The 15,084-nt window shown below is 71.2% G+C and carries 7 protein-coding genes; 4 read left to right on the top strand and 3 right to left on the bottom strand.

What is annotated here, in order from left to right:
* Nucleotides 1–18: 18 nt before the first annotated feature.
* On the bottom strand, nucleotides 19–2,310 hold the full coding sequence (locus QZM15_RS05225) for an FUSC family membrane protein (RefSeq protein WP_060965792.1): 2,292 nt from the start codon (nucleotides 2,308–2,310) through the stop codon (nucleotides 19–21).
* Nucleotides 2,311–2,492: 182 nt separating this feature from the next.
* Between QZM15_RS05225 and recC the strand changes: the two genes are divergently transcribed.
* Genes recC through arfB form a run of 4 tightly spaced genes read left to right on the top strand, consistent with a single transcriptional unit; the run spans nucleotide 2,493 to nucleotide 12,239 of the window.
* On the top strand, nucleotides 2,493–5,831 hold the full coding sequence (gene recC / locus QZM15_RS05220) for an exodeoxyribonuclease V subunit gamma (protein ID WP_302106014.1): 3,339 nt from the start codon (nucleotides 2,493–2,495) through the stop codon (nucleotides 5,829–5,831).
* Nucleotides 5,828–9,535, top strand: coding sequence for an exodeoxyribonuclease V subunit beta (gene recB, locus QZM15_RS05215; RefSeq protein ID WP_302106013.1), 3,708 nt, complete (start codon nucleotides 5,828–5,830; stop codon nucleotides 9,533–9,535). Before recC ends, recB begins: the two co-directional genes overlap by 4 nt.
* Nucleotides 9,532–11,838: an AAA family ATPase gene (locus QZM15_RS05210; RefSeq protein ID WP_302106012.1), complete on the top strand. Its 2,307-nt coding sequence runs from the start codon at nucleotides 9,532–9,534 to the stop codon at nucleotides 11,836–11,838. The genes recB and QZM15_RS05210 overlap by 4 nt, the downstream gene beginning before the upstream one ends.
* On the top strand, nucleotides 11,835–12,239 hold the full coding sequence (arfB, locus tag QZM15_RS05205; RefSeq protein WP_059573930.1) for an alternative ribosome rescue aminoacyl-tRNA hydrolase ArfB: 405 nt from the start codon (nucleotides 11,835–11,837) through the stop codon (nucleotides 12,237–12,239). Before QZM15_RS05210 ends, arfB begins: the two co-directional genes overlap by 4 nt.
* Before the next feature lie 52 nt (nucleotides 12,240–12,291).
* On the opposite strand, the gene QZM15_RS05200 is transcribed toward arfB, so the two are convergent.
* Nucleotides 12,292–13,572, bottom strand: coding sequence for an EAL domain-containing protein (locus QZM15_RS05200; protein WP_059573929.1), 1,281 nt, complete (start codon nucleotides 13,570–13,572; stop codon nucleotides 12,292–12,294).
* A 500-nt stretch (nucleotides 13,573–14,072) separates the two neighbouring features.
* Nucleotides 14,073–14,999 (bottom strand): DMT family transporter, encoded by a 927-nt coding sequence (locus QZM15_RS05195; protein ID WP_059644097.1) that lies wholly within the window; start codon nucleotides 14,997–14,999, stop codon nucleotides 14,073–14,075.
* Between the last annotated feature and the right edge of the window lie 85 nt (nucleotides 15,000–15,084).

Here is a 15,084-nt window from a genome sequence, read left to right as displayed (position 1 = left end):
GAACACGGACATCCGCGCTCAGGCGGGCAGGCGGATCACGCTCGCGTCCTTGCGGATCAGCAGCGACGACGCGAGCATCTGCTTGCACTGGTGCGCGAGCACCTTCAGGTCGTGCGTGAGCTCGGCGCCGACCGCATCGGATTTTTCCGCGGACACGACCATCGCATCGAGATCGCGCGTGATCTGCTTCGATGCTTCGAGCTGGTCGGCCGGCGGCGGCTCGCCGGCTTCGGCCTTCTCGAGATTGTCGAGCACGGCGGCCAGGCCGCGCTGCAGCGCGTCGTCGTGGACGAGCCCGCCGTCGGCCGCGCACGCGCTGCGGATCAGCGGCGCCGCAGCCGTGATCTGCGCGCCGAGCACGTGCGTCTGCACGAGCAGGTCGTTCAGTTCGGGCACGAAGCGCTGGTGCGCCTTCGGCTCGATCATCATCCGCTGGAACGCCTGCCCGAGGTTCGCGAACGCGATGTGCACGTCCTTGCGGGCGAGCCGGTAGCGGTAGTCGTCGTCGAGGCTGGCCGCCGGAGACTCGATCGCCGCGGCGACGCCCGCGACGACGGCGGCACCGTCGGCGGCCGGCACCGGCGGCGGCGACATGCCGCGCCCGGCGCGCCACACGGCCTCGAAGTACTTGCGGGTGGCGCTCAGCATGTCGGTGACGAGCTTGCCCATCAGCCGGTATTCCCAGTACGGGAACAGCCGGCTCGCGGCGATCGCGATCATGCAGCCCACCACCGTGTCGATCGCGCGCTCGCCGATGATCCGCATGCTGCCCGGCGCGAGCAGGTGGAACATCAGCAGCACGTACGACGACGTGAACACGACACTCGCCGCATAGTTGAACAGCAGCAGGCTGTAGCTCATCACCATCGACCCGAACATGATCGCGATCAGCAGGTGCGTGTCCTTCACCGTGTAGATCAGCGCGACGCTCGCCGCGCAGCCGATCAGCGTCCCGACGATACGCGCCGCGTTGCGCTGCTTGGTCAGCGAGTAGCCGGGCTTCAGGATGATGATGGTCGTCATCACGATCCAGTATGCGTTGGTGAGCGGCAGCAGGCGCCCGATCCAGAAGCCGACCGCCACGGCGATCGTCACGCGCAGTGCGTGGCGAAAGCTCGGCGAACGCATGTTCAGGTTCGAGAAGATCAGCAGCGGCGACAGGCGGCGGCGCTGCAGGAAGCGCGTGAGCGCCTTGTCGATCTTCAGTTCGGTTTGCTGCGGATCGGCGCGGCCCGACAGGTTGCGGCGCATCCGGTCGATCAGGCGCGTCGCGCTCCAGATGCGCCGGAACGTCGCGACCACGGCCGCATAGGCTTCCGCGTGGGTGGCCGCGAAGTTCTTCTTGCGCATCAGCTCGATCTCGTACTCGATCGCGCGCAGCTCGGCCTTCACGCTGATGTGCGAATGCGGCGCGCGGTTTTCGAGCACCGCGAGGCCGACCTCCTCGAGATCGGCGGCGGCCTTGCGGATCAGGTCGCGGTAGAAGATGATCAGGTCCGTTCCGCCGAACGTGTTGCGCACGAGCGGGTAGTCGGTGTGCGCGCCGACGAACAGCTCGTGCAGATCGACGCTGTTGATGAACAGGTTGTACATCGTCGTGCGGCCGGGATCGAGCTTGCCGCGCCGCAGCTTCGGCAGGTTGCGCAGCACGATGTCGCGCGCGGTTTCCTGCGTTTCGACCGCGGTGATCTGCCGGGCGACGAGATTGCGGTAGCACTCGTCGAGATCGGCGTCGAGATCGTAGAACTGCGCGCGCGCGAGCAGATAGTCGGCGCAGGCGAACAGGCTTTCGGCCAGCGCCTGCTGCTCGATCCGGCGCGCCTGCCACTGCGACACGAGCGTGGCCCAGTACGTGTACCAGAGGCCGCCCGCGAGAATCCAGCCGGCGTTGACGAACGCCTGCAGCGGCGTGAACTTCTCCTCGAGCGTCATCACCATCATGAACAGCGTCGCGAAGCTGATCTGCGGCCAGCGGTTGCCGTAGACGACGATCAGCGACAGCACGAACGTGAGCGGCACGATCGTCAGCCACAGCGCGAAGATGTTCGGTGTCGCGAGGCCGGTGGCGAGCGCCGCCAGAAAACCGATCACGCTGCACGCGAGCATTTCGTTGTGCTTGTACTTGAGCGGGCCCGGCATGTCGACGACGCACGCGCCGAGCGCGCCCGTCGAGATCGTGAAGCCGAGCTCGCGGTTGTGAAACACGATCAGGCACAACACGGCCGGCAGCGACACGCCGACCGCGATGCGCAGGCCGCCGAAAAAGTACTGGCTGTAGAAAAACTTTCTGATTTCGACCGAATAGCGCATCGATGGGCTGAATGGCAGACGAAGACGCCCGGGGGCGGCGTATTGACTGGCGACGAGTCTATCGTATTTCGCGGTTCGCAAAAGCTGGCTTTCCGGCCGAGGTTCGCTGCGGCGGCCCATTTGCTATCCTTGGTGATCCTGTTCGCCCGGCCCCGCCGGTCCGAGGTTCCGACGCCCGCTTCATGCTCCATCTTTTCTATTCGAACCGTCACGAAACGCTGGCCGACGCGCTGCTCGAGGATCTGGCCGCGTTCCCGGCCCGTAACGGCCCGTGGGCGCCGCAACAGGTCATCGTGCCGAGCGCGGCGCTGCGCCGCCGCCTCGAGCTCGACATCGCCGCGCGCAACGGCGTGTGCGCGAACGTCGAGTTCACGTATCTCGCGCAGTGGCTGTGGGCGCAGATCGGCCGCGTGCTGGCGGTGCCCGCGCGTTCGCCGTTCGCGCCCGACCGGCTCGTGTGGCGCTGCTACCGGCTGTTCGCGCAGGCGGCAGGCGACGCGCCGTGGCTCGCGTCGCCGCGGCTGGCCGCGTATCTGTCGGCCTCCGACGATGCGATGCGCTACGAGCTGGCCCATCGCGTCGCGGCTGTGCTCGATCACTACCTGACCTACCGCCCCGAATGGCTGGCCGCGTGGCAGGCCGGCGAGTCGGTGCTCGCGGACGACGCCGCGCCGCGCGGGATCAGCGACGCCGCGCGCGACGACGAGCGCTGGCAGGCCGCGCTGTGGCGCGCGCTGCTCGCCGAGCTGAGCGACAGCGGCACGCCGCCGGCGCACCGTTTCCTCGTCGAGGCGCGCCATCTCGATGCCGATACGGTCGCGCGCGCCGACTGGCCCGAATCGGTCAGCGTGTTCGCGCTGCCGACGATGCCGCCGCTGCACGTCGCGCTGCTGCGCGAACTGTCGCGCTGGATCGACGTGCGCGTCTACGCGCTGAATCCGTGCCGCGAATTCTGGTTCGACATCGTGACCGCCGCGCACGCCGAGGCGCTCGATGCGGCCGGGCGGCGCGATTACCAGGAAGTCGGCCATCCGCTGCTCGCCGAATGGGGCAGGCAGACGCAGGCGCAACTGCACATGCTGCACGAGCTGACTGAAAGCGCGGCGTCGGGCGATGCGTCGCGTTTCGTCGAGAATCCCGCTCCGACGTGGCTCGCGCGCGTGCAGAACGCGATCCTCGAACTGCAGCCGGAGGCCGACATCGGCGGCACGCCGCTCGAGCGCGGGATCGAGGTGCATGTGTGCCACAGCCTCGCGCGCCAGCTCGAGGTGCTGCACGACCGGCTGCTCGCGTGGTTCGACGCCGATGCGAGCCTGCAGCCGTCCGACGTGCTCGTCGCGGTGGCCGATCTTGCCGCCGCCGGGCCGTTGATCGACGCGGTGTTCGGCACCGCAGGCGCCGGCGGCGCGCGGGTGCCGTACCGGATCACCGGCCTGCCGCCGTCGCAGGCGAACCCGGTCGCGCGCGTGCTGCTCGACTGGCTCGCGTTGCCCGAGCGGCAGGTCGGCGCGCCGGAGCTGGTCGAATGGCTGCGCGTGGATGCGGTGGCCGCGCGCTACGACATCGACGCGGCCGCGCTCGAAACGGTGCAGACCTGGCTCGCGGCCGCCGGCGCGCGGCGCGGGCTGTCGCCGCGCGCGAGCGACGACGCGGCCGTGCCCGCGCCGCGCCATACGTTCTCCGATGCGCTCGCGCGGCTCTTTCTCGGCTATGCGATGCCCGAAGGCGCGGCGCCGATCGGTGCATGGCTGCCGATCGAGGCGGCCACGGGCAGCGAGGCCGAACTGCTCGGCCGGCTCGCACGCTTCACCGACGATCTCGACGGCTTCGCGCGGCGGCTCGCGCAGTCGCACACGCCGCGCGGCTGGAGCGAGCTGTTCGCCGACACGCTCGCGCGCTTCTTCGATTCGGGCGCCGCGTATGCCGACGCGCTAGCCGGCGTGCGCGACGCGCTCGACGCGATGCTGGCCGCGATGACGGAAGGCGCGCCCGACGAGGCGCTGCCGGCGGCCGTCGTCCGCGCGGGGCTCACCGCGGCGCTCGACGATCCGGCCCGCGGCGGGGTGCCGTGGGGCGGCGTCACGTTCTCGTCGCTCACGAGCTTGCGCGGGCTGCCGTATCGCATCGTCTGCCTGCTCGGGATGGACGACGGCGTGCTGCCGAGCCTCGCGCGCGCGGACGAATTCGACCTGATGGCCGTGCTGCCGAAGCTGGGCGACCGGCAGCGCCGCGACGACGAGCGCAATCTGTTTCTCGACCTGCTGCTGGCTGCCCGCGACCGGTTGCTGATCGCCTATACGGGCCGCAGCATCCGCGACAATGCGCCGTTGCCGCCCGCGGCGCTCGTCGACGAGTTACTCGATCATCTGGCGATCGTCACGGCGGGGCCCGGCGCCGCCCCGGATGCGGTCGATGCCGCGCGGCGCGCGTTCATCGTCGAGCATCCGCTGCAGCCGTTCGCGGCCGCGTATTTCCAGCCCGGCAGCGAACTCGTTTCGTACGACACCGAGCGGGCGACGCTTGCGTCGCTGCTGGCCGCCGAAGCGTCGCGCGGCGGGCCGCGCGAGCAGCCGTTCTTCGCGCAGCCGCTGCCGGCCGAGCCGGTCGAGCCCGTCGCGTTCAGCGAATTCGAACGTTTCTGGCGGCATCCGGCGCGCGCATTGCTGCGCGGCCGGCTCGGCATCGTGCTGGCGGACGCGCAGGCCGAACTGCTCGATACCGAGCCGTTCGCGCTGGACTTTGCCGGCAGCGACGCGCTTGCCGAGCGCGTGCTGCCGCTCCTGATCGAAGCGGGCGAGGGCGGCGTGCACGATCACGCGCTGCGCATCGCGGACGCGAGCCCCGAACTGCCCGGCGGCGCGACGGGCGCGGTGTGGCGCGACCAGGCGCTCGGCTCGATGACGCAGCTTGCGTCGAACGTGCGCGGTGCGCTGGCCGGCGGCATCGAGCGGCGGCCGTTCTCGCTCGCCGTCGTGCCGAAATGGCCCGACACCGAGCAGGCGCTGTTCGGCGCCGACGACGCGATGCTGGCGGCCGACGCGGTGAGCGCGCCGCTCGAGTTGCACGGCACGCTGAACCGGCTGACGCCGGGCGGGCAGGTCATCTACCGCTATGCGCGGCCGAGCGCGCGCGACTACCTGTCCGCGTGGCTCGCGCATCTCGTCTACTGTGCGATCGAGCCCGGCGGCCCGCGCCGCACGCTGTGGTTCGGCAGCGGCGGCGCGTTCGAGCTGACGCCCGTCGCGGCGCCGCTCGAACGGCTCGCGCCGCTGGCCGCGCTGTTCCGCGCGGGGCGGCGCATGCCGCTGCGGTTTTTCCCGCGCAGTGCATGGGCGCGGGTGTCCGACGGCGAGGCCAAGGCCGCGAGCGTGTGGATCAACGAGCGGGTCGTGAGCGAAGCCGACGATCCGGCCATCGCGATCGCGTGGCGCGGCGCGCATCCGTCGCTCGACGAGCCGTTCGGCACGCTCGCGCGGCTCGTGTTCGAGCCGCTCGTCGAACATCTGAAGGAGGTCGCATGAGCGCCGGGGCGCAGCAGCAGGCGCTCGAACTGGACGTATTCGCGTGCCCGCTCGACGGCGTCAACCAGATCGAGGCGTCGGCCGGCACCGGAAAGACCTGGAATATCTGCGCGCTGTACGTGCGCCTGCTGCTCGAAAAGGATCTCGGCGCGGACGAGATCCTCGTCGTGACGTTCACGAAAGCGGCGACGGCCGAGTTGCACGAGCGGATTCGCGGCCGGCTCGCGCAGCTCGCGCATGCGCTCGACACGGGCGACGACGGCGGCGATCCGTTCATCGCGCGCCTGCTGGAGACCACGCTCGGCGACGACGGCGCGCTCGATCCCGAGACGGCCGTGAAGCGGATCCGGCGTGCGCTGCGCGCGTTCGACCAGGCGGCGATCCATACGATCCACGCGTTCTGCCAGCGCGCGCTGCAGGAAGCGCCGTTCGCGGCGGCGATGCCGTTCGCGTTCGACATGGAGGCCGACGATGCGTCGCTGCGCTTCGAACTCGCGGCGGATTTCTGGCGCACGCGTGTCGAACCGGCGGCCGCGCGCTGGCCGGGCTTCGCGACGTGGCTCGTCGAATCGGGCGCCGGCCCGGCCGCGCTCGATGCGCAGCTCGCACGCCGGCTGAAGAAGCCGCTTGCCGCGCTGCGCTGGGATGGCGTGACCGAGCCGGACGAATCGGCCGAAGCGGCCGCGGCCGAATGCTTCGCGGAGGCCGCGCGGATGTGGGCGGCCGAGCGCGACGCGATCGATGCGCTGCTGCGCGCCGCGCAGCCCGCGCTCAATCAGCGCTCGCACAAGCCCGACGCGCTCGCCGATGCGCTCGCCGCGTGGGCGGCGCATTTCGCGCAGGGCGACGCGACGGCCGCGCTGCCGAAAGCCGCGCTGAAGCTCACGCAAACCGCACTGACCAAGGCGACGAAAAAAGGCGGTGCGACGCCCGCCCACGCGTTCTTCGACGTGGCCGACACGCTCGAGGCCGCCGTGGCCGCAGCCGAGGCCACGCAGCGCGCGCGCTGGCTCGCGCTGATCGCCGAATGGCTCGACATGGCGCCGCGCGAGCTGGCCGAGCGCAAGCGCACGCGGCGCGTCGTGTCGTTCGACGATCTGCTCGCGAACCTGTATCACGCGCTGCACGCGCATCCGTGGCTCGCCGAGGCGCTGCGCGCACGCTATCCGGCCGCGCTGATCGACGAGTTTCAGGATACCGATCCGCTGCAGTTCGCGATCTTCGACCGGATCTTCGCGCCGGGCGGCCCGCTGTTCCTCGTCGGCGATCCGAAGCAGGCGATCTACAGTTTCCGCGCGGCCGATCTGCATACCTATCTCGCCGCGCGCGCACGGGCGAGCGCGTGCTACACGCTCGCGGTCAACCAGCGCTCGACGCCCGCGATCGTCGACGCGTGCAACCGCTTGTTCATGTCGAATCCGCGCGCGTTCGTGCTCGACGGGCTCGACTATTACGCGGTGCGCGCCGGCACGCGCGTGCGTGCACCGTTCGTCGACGAAACCGATCCGGGCCCCGCCGGCGATTTCCGGGTGTGGGCGCTGCCGGGCGGCGAACGCACGCTGCTCAAGCGCGATGCGCAGGCGCAGGCCGCCCAGGCGTGCGCGGCCGAGATCGCGCGGCTGATGCGCGGCGCGCGTGAAGGGCGCGTGCGGTTGGGAGACACGCCGTTGTCGCCGGGCGACATCGCGGTGCTCGTGCAGACGCACCGGCAGGGCAGCCTCGTGAAGCGCGTGCTCGCGACGTGGGGCATCGGCAGCGTCGAGCTGGCGCAGGCGTCGGTGTTCTCGACCGGCGACGCCGAGCAGCTCGAACGCGTGCTGGCGGCGATCGATGCGCCGGGCGACCTGCGGCGCCTGCGCGCGGCGCTCGCGTCCGACTGGTTCGGGCTCGATGCCGGCGCGCTGTGGCGTATGGAGCAGGGCGACGGCGGTGCGCCACCCGGCGCGCCGGCGGCCGACGGTGCCGACGCGATGAGCTGGGTCGAGCGCTTCTCGCGGTATCGGCTGCTGTGGCGCGAACGCGGTTTCGCGGTGATGTGGCGCACGTTCACGCGCGAGCTGCGGATCGCCGAGCGGCTGATGGCCGGTGCGGACGGCGAGCGCCGCGTGACCGACATCAACCATCTGGCCGAGTTGACGCAGGCCCGTGCATCCGCGCAGCCGGGCATCGCGCCGACGCTGCGCTGGCTCGCCGCGCAACGGCTCGACGGCGGCGACGAGGAAGCGCAACTGCGGCTCGAATCCGATCGCAATCTCGTGCAGATCGTCACGGTGCACAAGTCGAAGGGGCTCGAATACGCGATCGTGTTCTGTCCGTTCCTGAACGACGGCGGGCTGCGCGAGCCGCCGTCGTCCGCGTTGCCCGATGCGCGCGAGTATCACGACGAGGCGGGCGATGCGGTGCTGCATTACGGATGCGACGACGAAGCGGCCGCGCACGCGGCGCGGCAGGCGCTGCGCGAGCAGGCCGCGGAACGCGCGCGGCTCGTCTACGTGGCGCTCACGCGCGCGGTCTATCGCTGCTATGTCGTCGCCGGGCCCTACCTGTCGTCGCGCTCGACGCGCGAAGCGCGGCGCAGCGTGCTCAACTGGCTCGTCGCGGGGGCCGGTCATGCGTTCGATGCGTGGCTCGACGAGCCGCCCGACGAAGCCGCGCTCGACGCGGCGTGGCACGCGCTCGCGGGCGGCCCCGTGAGCGTCGCGCCGCTGCCGGTGCCTGCGCGCCGCGAGCGTCTCGAAGCCGGGCACGACGCGTCGCAGACGCTCGCGGCGCGCCATGCGACACGCGTGCTGCGCGATGCGTGGCGGATGGCGAGCTTCAGCTCGCTGACCGCGTCGATGGCGCGGGAGGAGGCGGGCGTCGCGGCCGTGCCCGACGACGAACTGCGGCCCGATCACGATGCGCTTGCGGCGGTGACGCCCGACGGCGAACCGATACTGGCCGATACGGCCGCGGCCGGCCCGCCGGACGACGACATCCTCATGTTCCCGCGCGGCGCGGCGGCCGGCGAATGCCTGCACCGCCTGTTCGAGCTCAGCCGGTTCACCGAGCCCGAATCGTGGCACACCGCCGCGCTCGGCGCGCTGCACGACCGGCCGGTCGAGGCCGAGCCGGAGCTTGCGGCGCGCCTGCCGGCGATGATGGCGCGGCTCGTCGACGACGTCGTGCACACCGAGCTCGTGCCGGGCATGCGGCTTGCCGATCTCGATCCGGCGAAGCGGCTCGACGAAATGGGCTTCCTGTTTCCGGCGCCGTCGCTCGATCTGACGGCGCTACGCCGGCTGCTGGTCGCGCACGGCTATCCGGACGTTGCACTGGAGGCGGGCACGCTCGCCGGTTTCATCAAGGGTTTCATCGACATGATCGTCGAACACGACGGCCGTTTCTGGATCGTCGACTGGAAGTCGAATTACCTCGGCACGACGCCGGATGCCTACGGCCCGCGCGCGCTCGACGTCGCGATGGCCGATCACGCGTATCACCTGCAGGCGCTGCTCTATACGGTCGCGCTGCACCGTTACCTGCGTGGCCGCCTGCCCGATTACGACTACGACACGCACATCGCCGGTTACCTGTACCTGTTCGTGCGCGGCGTGCGGCCCGGCTGGCGCAGCGGCGGCGAGCCGGCCGGCGTGCATGCGCGGCGGCCCGCGCGCGCGCTCGTCGACGCACTCGACCGGATGATGGAAGGGAGCCGCGCATGACCGCGTCCGACGACATGCTCGAATTCACCGGCGGCCTCGTCGCGCGGCTGCCCGAGCCGGCCGATTTCGGCATCGCGCTCGCGGAAGGCTTCGCGCGCCGCATCGGCGACCTCGCGCGGCGTGCCGGTGCGCCGCCCGCATCGGCACGCTGGGCGGCGCGCGCCGCGTTCGCGACGAGCCGCGCGACCGCCGGCGGCCACGTGTGCGTCGCGCTTGGCGCGCTCGCGCAGCGCTACGAAGCGCCGCTCGACGAGGTCCGTGCGGCGCTGGCCGCAAGCGGCGTGGTCGCGTTCGGCACGCTCGCGCGCGGCGACGAGCGGCCGCTGATCGTCGACCGGCTCGATCACCTGTACCTGTCGCGCTATTTCGATTACGAACGGCGGCTCGCCGATGCGCTCGTCGCGCAGGCCGGCGTCGCCGCGCCGGACGAACGCCTGTCGCCCGACCGGTTGCGCGACAGTCTCGCCCGTTACTTCGGGCCGGCCACCGGCGAAGTCGACTGGCAGCGCGTCGCGGCGATCGTCGCGCTGACGGGCCGCGTGACGATCGTCAGCGGCGGGCCGGGCACGGGCAAGACGACGACCGTCGTCGGCGTGCTCGCCTGTCTGCTCGACGCGCACCCGGGGCTGCGCATCGCGCTGGCCGCACCGACCGGCAAGGCCGCACAGCGGATGCAGGAGGCGCTGCACGCGCGCGCCGGCGATCTGCCGCCGGAACTCGCCGCGCGCCTGCCCGACACGTCGTACACACTGCATCGGTTGCTGGGCGGCGGTGGAGCAGGCGGTTTCCGGCATCATCGCGACAATCCGTTGCCGTACGATCTGATCGTCGTCGACGAGGCGTCGATGATCGACGTCGCGCTCGCCGCGCATCTGCTCGACGCGCTCGCGCCGGGCGCGCGGCTCGTGTTGCTGGGCGACAAGGATCAACTGGCCGCGGTCGAGGCCGGCGCCGTATTCGCGGAGCTGAGCGCGCGGCCGGCGTTCACGGCCGCGGCGCGCACGCGCATCGCGCAGGCGCTGGGCATCGACGAGGCGGCGTTCGTCGCGGCGTTGCCGGTGCCGGACGAAGCCGCACCGGCTGCGGTTCCGGCCGCGCATCCGGTTTCCGCTTCCGCACGGGCTTCGGCGTCGCCATCGGCGTCCGTACCCGTTTCACGCAAGCCGGCGGCCCGGCCGAAAGTCGATGCGCGACAGGCGTCGCTCTTCGACGACGAACCGCAGGACGACGAAGCGTCGTCGCCCGGCATCGCGCCGCCACCGCGCGCGGAGTCGGCACCGGCCGATGCCGGCGTACCGGGCGGCACTGCGCCCGCCTGGATCGAGGCCGACGAACTCGCGTGGCTCGACACCGTCGAGCTGCCGCCGTTCGACACGGCCGATGCGGCGCTCGCGTCGGTGACGGCCGCCGCATCGCCATTGACCGGCGAAGCCGCCGCCGCGTCCGCCGGCACGTCCGCTCCGGCACCGCTCGCGGATTGCGTCGTGTGGCTCGAACGCAATTACCGGTTCGGTCTCGATTCGCCGATCGGGCGGCTGTCGCTCGCGATCCGCCGCGGCGACGTGCAGGCGGCGCTCGATGCGCTGCCTGCCGACGACTCGGCCGCCGCGTCGTTTCATGACGATGCGGGCGACACGCTGGCGTCGTCGACGGTCGAGCGGCTCGCGCGGCGCTTCGGCGCCTATCTCGACGCATTGCGCGACGCGTTGGCCGCGCCGGTGCCCGATCCGCTGCCGATGTTCGACGCGCTCAACCGGTTCCGGATTCTGTGCGCGACCCGCGGCGGCTCGCGCGGCGCGGAACACGTCAATGCGCTGGTGGCCGCGCACGTGCGGCACGCGGCGCGCGTGCCGCTCGCGGTCGGCGCGCACTGGTTCACCGGGCGGCCGATCATGGTTACGCGCAACGACTATGCGCTGGGGCTATTCAACGGCGACATCGGCATTGCGCTGCCCGACGCGCAAGGCGTGCTGCGCGTGTGGTTCCGGCGCGCGGACGGCACCGTGCGCGCGGTGTCGCCGGCCGCGCTGCCGCCGCACGAGACGGCGTTCGCACTGACGGTGCACAAATCGCAGGGCTCGGAGTTCGACGAGGCGGCGCTCGTGCTGCCCGCGTCGTTCGGCCGCGTGCTTACGCGCGAGCTCGTTTATACGGCCGTCACGCGCGCCCGCACGCGCGTGCAGGTGATCGGGCCGCGGCGCGTGCTGGCGCAGGCAGTCGCGACGCGCACGCAGCGCGATTCGGGGCTCGCGGCCCGCATCGACGAGGCGCTCGCCCGGTGCCGCATGGAGGTTTCGCGATGATGATCCGCTACACGCTCGATCCGGCCGAGGTCGAATGGACCGCCGTGCGCGCGCAGGGCGCGGGCGGGCAGAACGTGAACAAGGTGTCGAGCGCGATTCATCTGCGCTTCGACATCCGCGCGTCGTCGCTGCCGCCGGTGCTCAAGGAGCGGCTTCTCGCGCTGTCCGACCAGCGCATCACGCGCGACGGCATCGTCGTGATCAAGTCGCAGGAATATCGGACGCAGGAGAAGAACCGCGAGGCGGCGCTCGCGCGGCTCGATACGCTGATCGGCAGCGTCGCGTACACGCCGCGTGCGCGGGTCGCGACGCGACCGACGCGTGCGTCGAAAGAACGGCGGCTCGAACACAAGTCGCGCCGCAGCGTGGTGAAGTCGGGGCGAGGGAAGGTGGTCGACTGACGAACGACGGGCCGGTGCTCGTCGCGAGCGAAGGTCCGCCGTGCGCGGCCCGTTAGCGCATCACGGTTCCGGCGCTGTCGAGCACGAAATCGACGCAGAACACGACGAGCCGGCTCTGCGCGCGGATCGCGACGGCGGCCGTATAGCAGTCGCGGCCTTCCGTCAGCGAAAAGTGCGGGCCCATCAGCGCGACGCGCCCGGGGGCGGCGATCGCGCGCTGGAAATACGGGCGTCGCGACCAGTTGCTGTGGGTCTCCGGGAACAACGGGGCGAGGCGGGTCGCGCTCGCCTGACTATCGTCGAGCGGGGCGCCGATCGACGGCAGGAACTGTTCGCCCGTCTCGTCCGTGACGAACACGCGACGCGCGGCAGGCACCGCGAATACGCGCTGTGCGGCGTCCTGCAGGTTGCCGCTCGCCGAAAACGCGGCCGCGCCGCCGAGCACGAGGCGTTCGATCGCGTCGAAGCCCGGCTGCCCGGCGGCCACCGGCGTGTGCCGGCGGGCGATGAAGCGCCGCCACGCGGCGTCGAGCATCGCGGGCGCCGCCGCGCTCGCGTGCGCGATCGATGCATCGGGCTGACCGAACCGGAAACCCTGCACGAAATCGATGTCGGCTTCCATCAGCGCCTGCAACGCGTCGTCGCTTTCCACGCCTTCGGCCAGCACCATCGCGCCGGCCTGGTGCAGCATCGACACGAGGTGATGCATGATGCGGCGATCCTCGGCCGAGCTGGTCGAACGCTCGACGAGCGAGCGGTCGAGCTTCACGATGTCGGGTCGCGCCCGCCACACGCGGTCGAAGTTGGAGAAGCCGGTGCCGAAATCGTCGATCGCGATCAGGAAATCGCGATGCTGGATCATGTCGATCGTGCGGGCGAGCGCGGCTTCGTCGCGCGCCGGCTGCTCGACCACTTCCAGCACGATGCGGTTCGGCGGCAGCGCGAAATGCCGGCATAGCGCCTCGACGAACTCGCGCTGCACGAGGCCCGTATCGAGCACGCGCGGCGTCACGTTCAGGAACAGCCAGCCGTCGCCGATGCCCTGCGCGACGAAGTTGGCCGTGTGCAGGCAGCGCGCGAGCCGGTCGAGCAGCAGCGCGTCGGCGTCGCCGCGCGTCTTGTCGAGCAGGGCGGTGGGCGACGCCAGCGCGCCGTTCCCGTCGACGACGCGCAGCAGCGCCTCGTAGCCGACGACGCGCTTGTGCGTGATCGACAGCACGGGCTGGAACACGCTGCGCAAGGTCGTGGTGCGATAGGTGGCGAGCCAGCCGTGGGGTGTCGGCGTGAGGCGTTCGAGCAGGGCGTCGAGCGACAGGTCGCGGGTGGGCTTCATGTCAACGGTGCCCAGGCGGGGGCGGCGGGGTGTCGACACTCCGCCACGCCGATGCAGCCGCATGCGCAGGCGGACGCGAAAGAACGTGGGGCATCGAGACTGCCTTCTGCGGATAAGTGTCCCGAGTGTAACGGGATTGCCGCGGCGCGCGTATCAGGGTAACTCCAGACGCAAACGCTACATCGCGATTCCGGCACGCGGGCGGCGGCGCGGCCGCGGGCGCCGCATGCGTGCGTACGGTGCATGATCGTCGCGAAACGAAGCGCGCCGCGGCCGCGGGCGAGCATCCCGCGACAGGGCGTGATCGTGCGTCGTTGCCGCCCGATACGGGAAATCCCGGCGGCCGGCCGCCGCTGTCAGACGAATGAGACGAATGCCGCGCGCCGCGGTGCGATCGGCGGCATGTCGGCCAACCCGCGGCGCGCCGTCATCGGCATTGCCGCGCGGCGGCCACTGGGCTGCGGCCTGCGACGGTCCGTGCGCGCCCGGCGTGCCGATCGTCAGGCCGCTTCGCCGCCGCGGGGCCGGACGCCGGGAATCCGCTTGATCACGCCGGTCGCGAGCGCGGTGCCGACGAGCACGATCGCGCAGCCTTCGATCATCACGGCCGACACGTGTTCGCCGAGGAACAGCGCGCCCCACAGCAGGCCGAACACGGGGATCACGAACGTCACGGTAATCGCGCGGGCGGGCCCGATGTGCGCGATCAGGTAGAAGAAGATGAAATAGGCGATGCCCGTGCACGCGACGCCGAGCGCGAGCACCGCGCCCCATGCGTGCACGCCGATCGGCGCGGCCGGCCACGTCGCGATCGCGAATGGCAGCAACAGCACGGTCGAGCCGATCATGCTGCCCGCTGCGTTGACGAGCGGATCGACGCCGCCGAGGTTGCGTTTCGTATAGTTGGCCGCGACGCCGTACAGCAGCGTCGCGCCCAGTGCGGCCGCCGCGGCGAGCGCGGTCGCGCCGGCGCCCGTGTCGCCGTGCGCGGTCGCGATCTGGTTCCACACGAGCGTGAGTACGCCGGCGAACCCGATGACGAGGCCGAGCGCGCGCGGCAGCGACAGCTTGTCCTTCAGCCACAGATAAGCGACGAGCGCGCCCCACAGCGGCGTCGTCGCGTTGATCACCGACGTCACGCCGGCCGACAGCGTCAATTCGGCGAACGCGAACAGGCAGAACGGGATGCCGGAATTCAGCGCGCCGACGACGAACAGCGGCCACGCATGACGGCGCAACCGGGCGCCGAGATCGGCCGGTTTGAAGCGCGTCAGCGCGAAGCCCGCGAGAAACAGCGCGCCGATGCCCACGCGCAGCGCCATCAGCGGCGCGACGCCGAAATCGACCACGCCGATCCGGATGAACAGGAAGGATGCGCCCCACAGGGCGGCGAGCACGGTCAGCAGGAAAGCGTTTTTGGGCGACATCGATCGGGGAGGGCGGGGACGGGATGCGAGGATCTTACACCGCGTTACCACACCGTCGTTTCACGATCGGATGAAACGACAAGAA

Origin of the sequence: Burkholderia sp. AU44665 (assembly GCF_030504405.1) — a bacterium.
Classification (GTDB): domain Bacteria; phylum Pseudomonadota; class Gammaproteobacteria; order Burkholderiales; family Burkholderiaceae; genus Burkholderia; species Burkholderia semiarida.
This window is presented reverse-complemented; position numbering and strand designations above follow the sequence as displayed.

Coding starts and splice junctions, on each gene's coding strand:
- QZM15_RS05225 (WP_060965792.1), bottom strand. CDS start 2,310: ATGCGCTATTCGGTCGAAATCAGAAAGTTTTTCTACAGCCAGTACTTT.
- recC (WP_302106014.1), top strand. CDS start 2,493: ATGCTCCATCTTTTCTATTCGAACCGTCACGAAACGCTGGCCGACGCG.
- recB (WP_302106013.1), top strand. CDS start 5,828: ATGAGCGCCGGGGCGCAGCAGCAGGCGCTCGAACTGGACGTATTCGCG.
- QZM15_RS05210 (WP_302106012.1), top strand. CDS start 9,532: ATGACCGCGTCCGACGACATGCTCGAATTCACCGGCGGCCTCGTCGCG.
- arfB (WP_059573930.1), top strand. CDS start 11,835: ATGATGATCCGCTACACGCTCGATCCGGCCGAGGTCGAATGGACCGCC.
- QZM15_RS05200 (WP_059573929.1), bottom strand. CDS start 13,572: ATGAAGCCCACCCGCGACCTGTCGCTCGACGCCCTGCTCGAACGCCTC.
- QZM15_RS05195 (WP_059644097.1), bottom strand. CDS start 14,999: ATGTCGCCCAAAAACGCTTTCCTGCTGACCGTGCTCGCCGCCCTGTGG.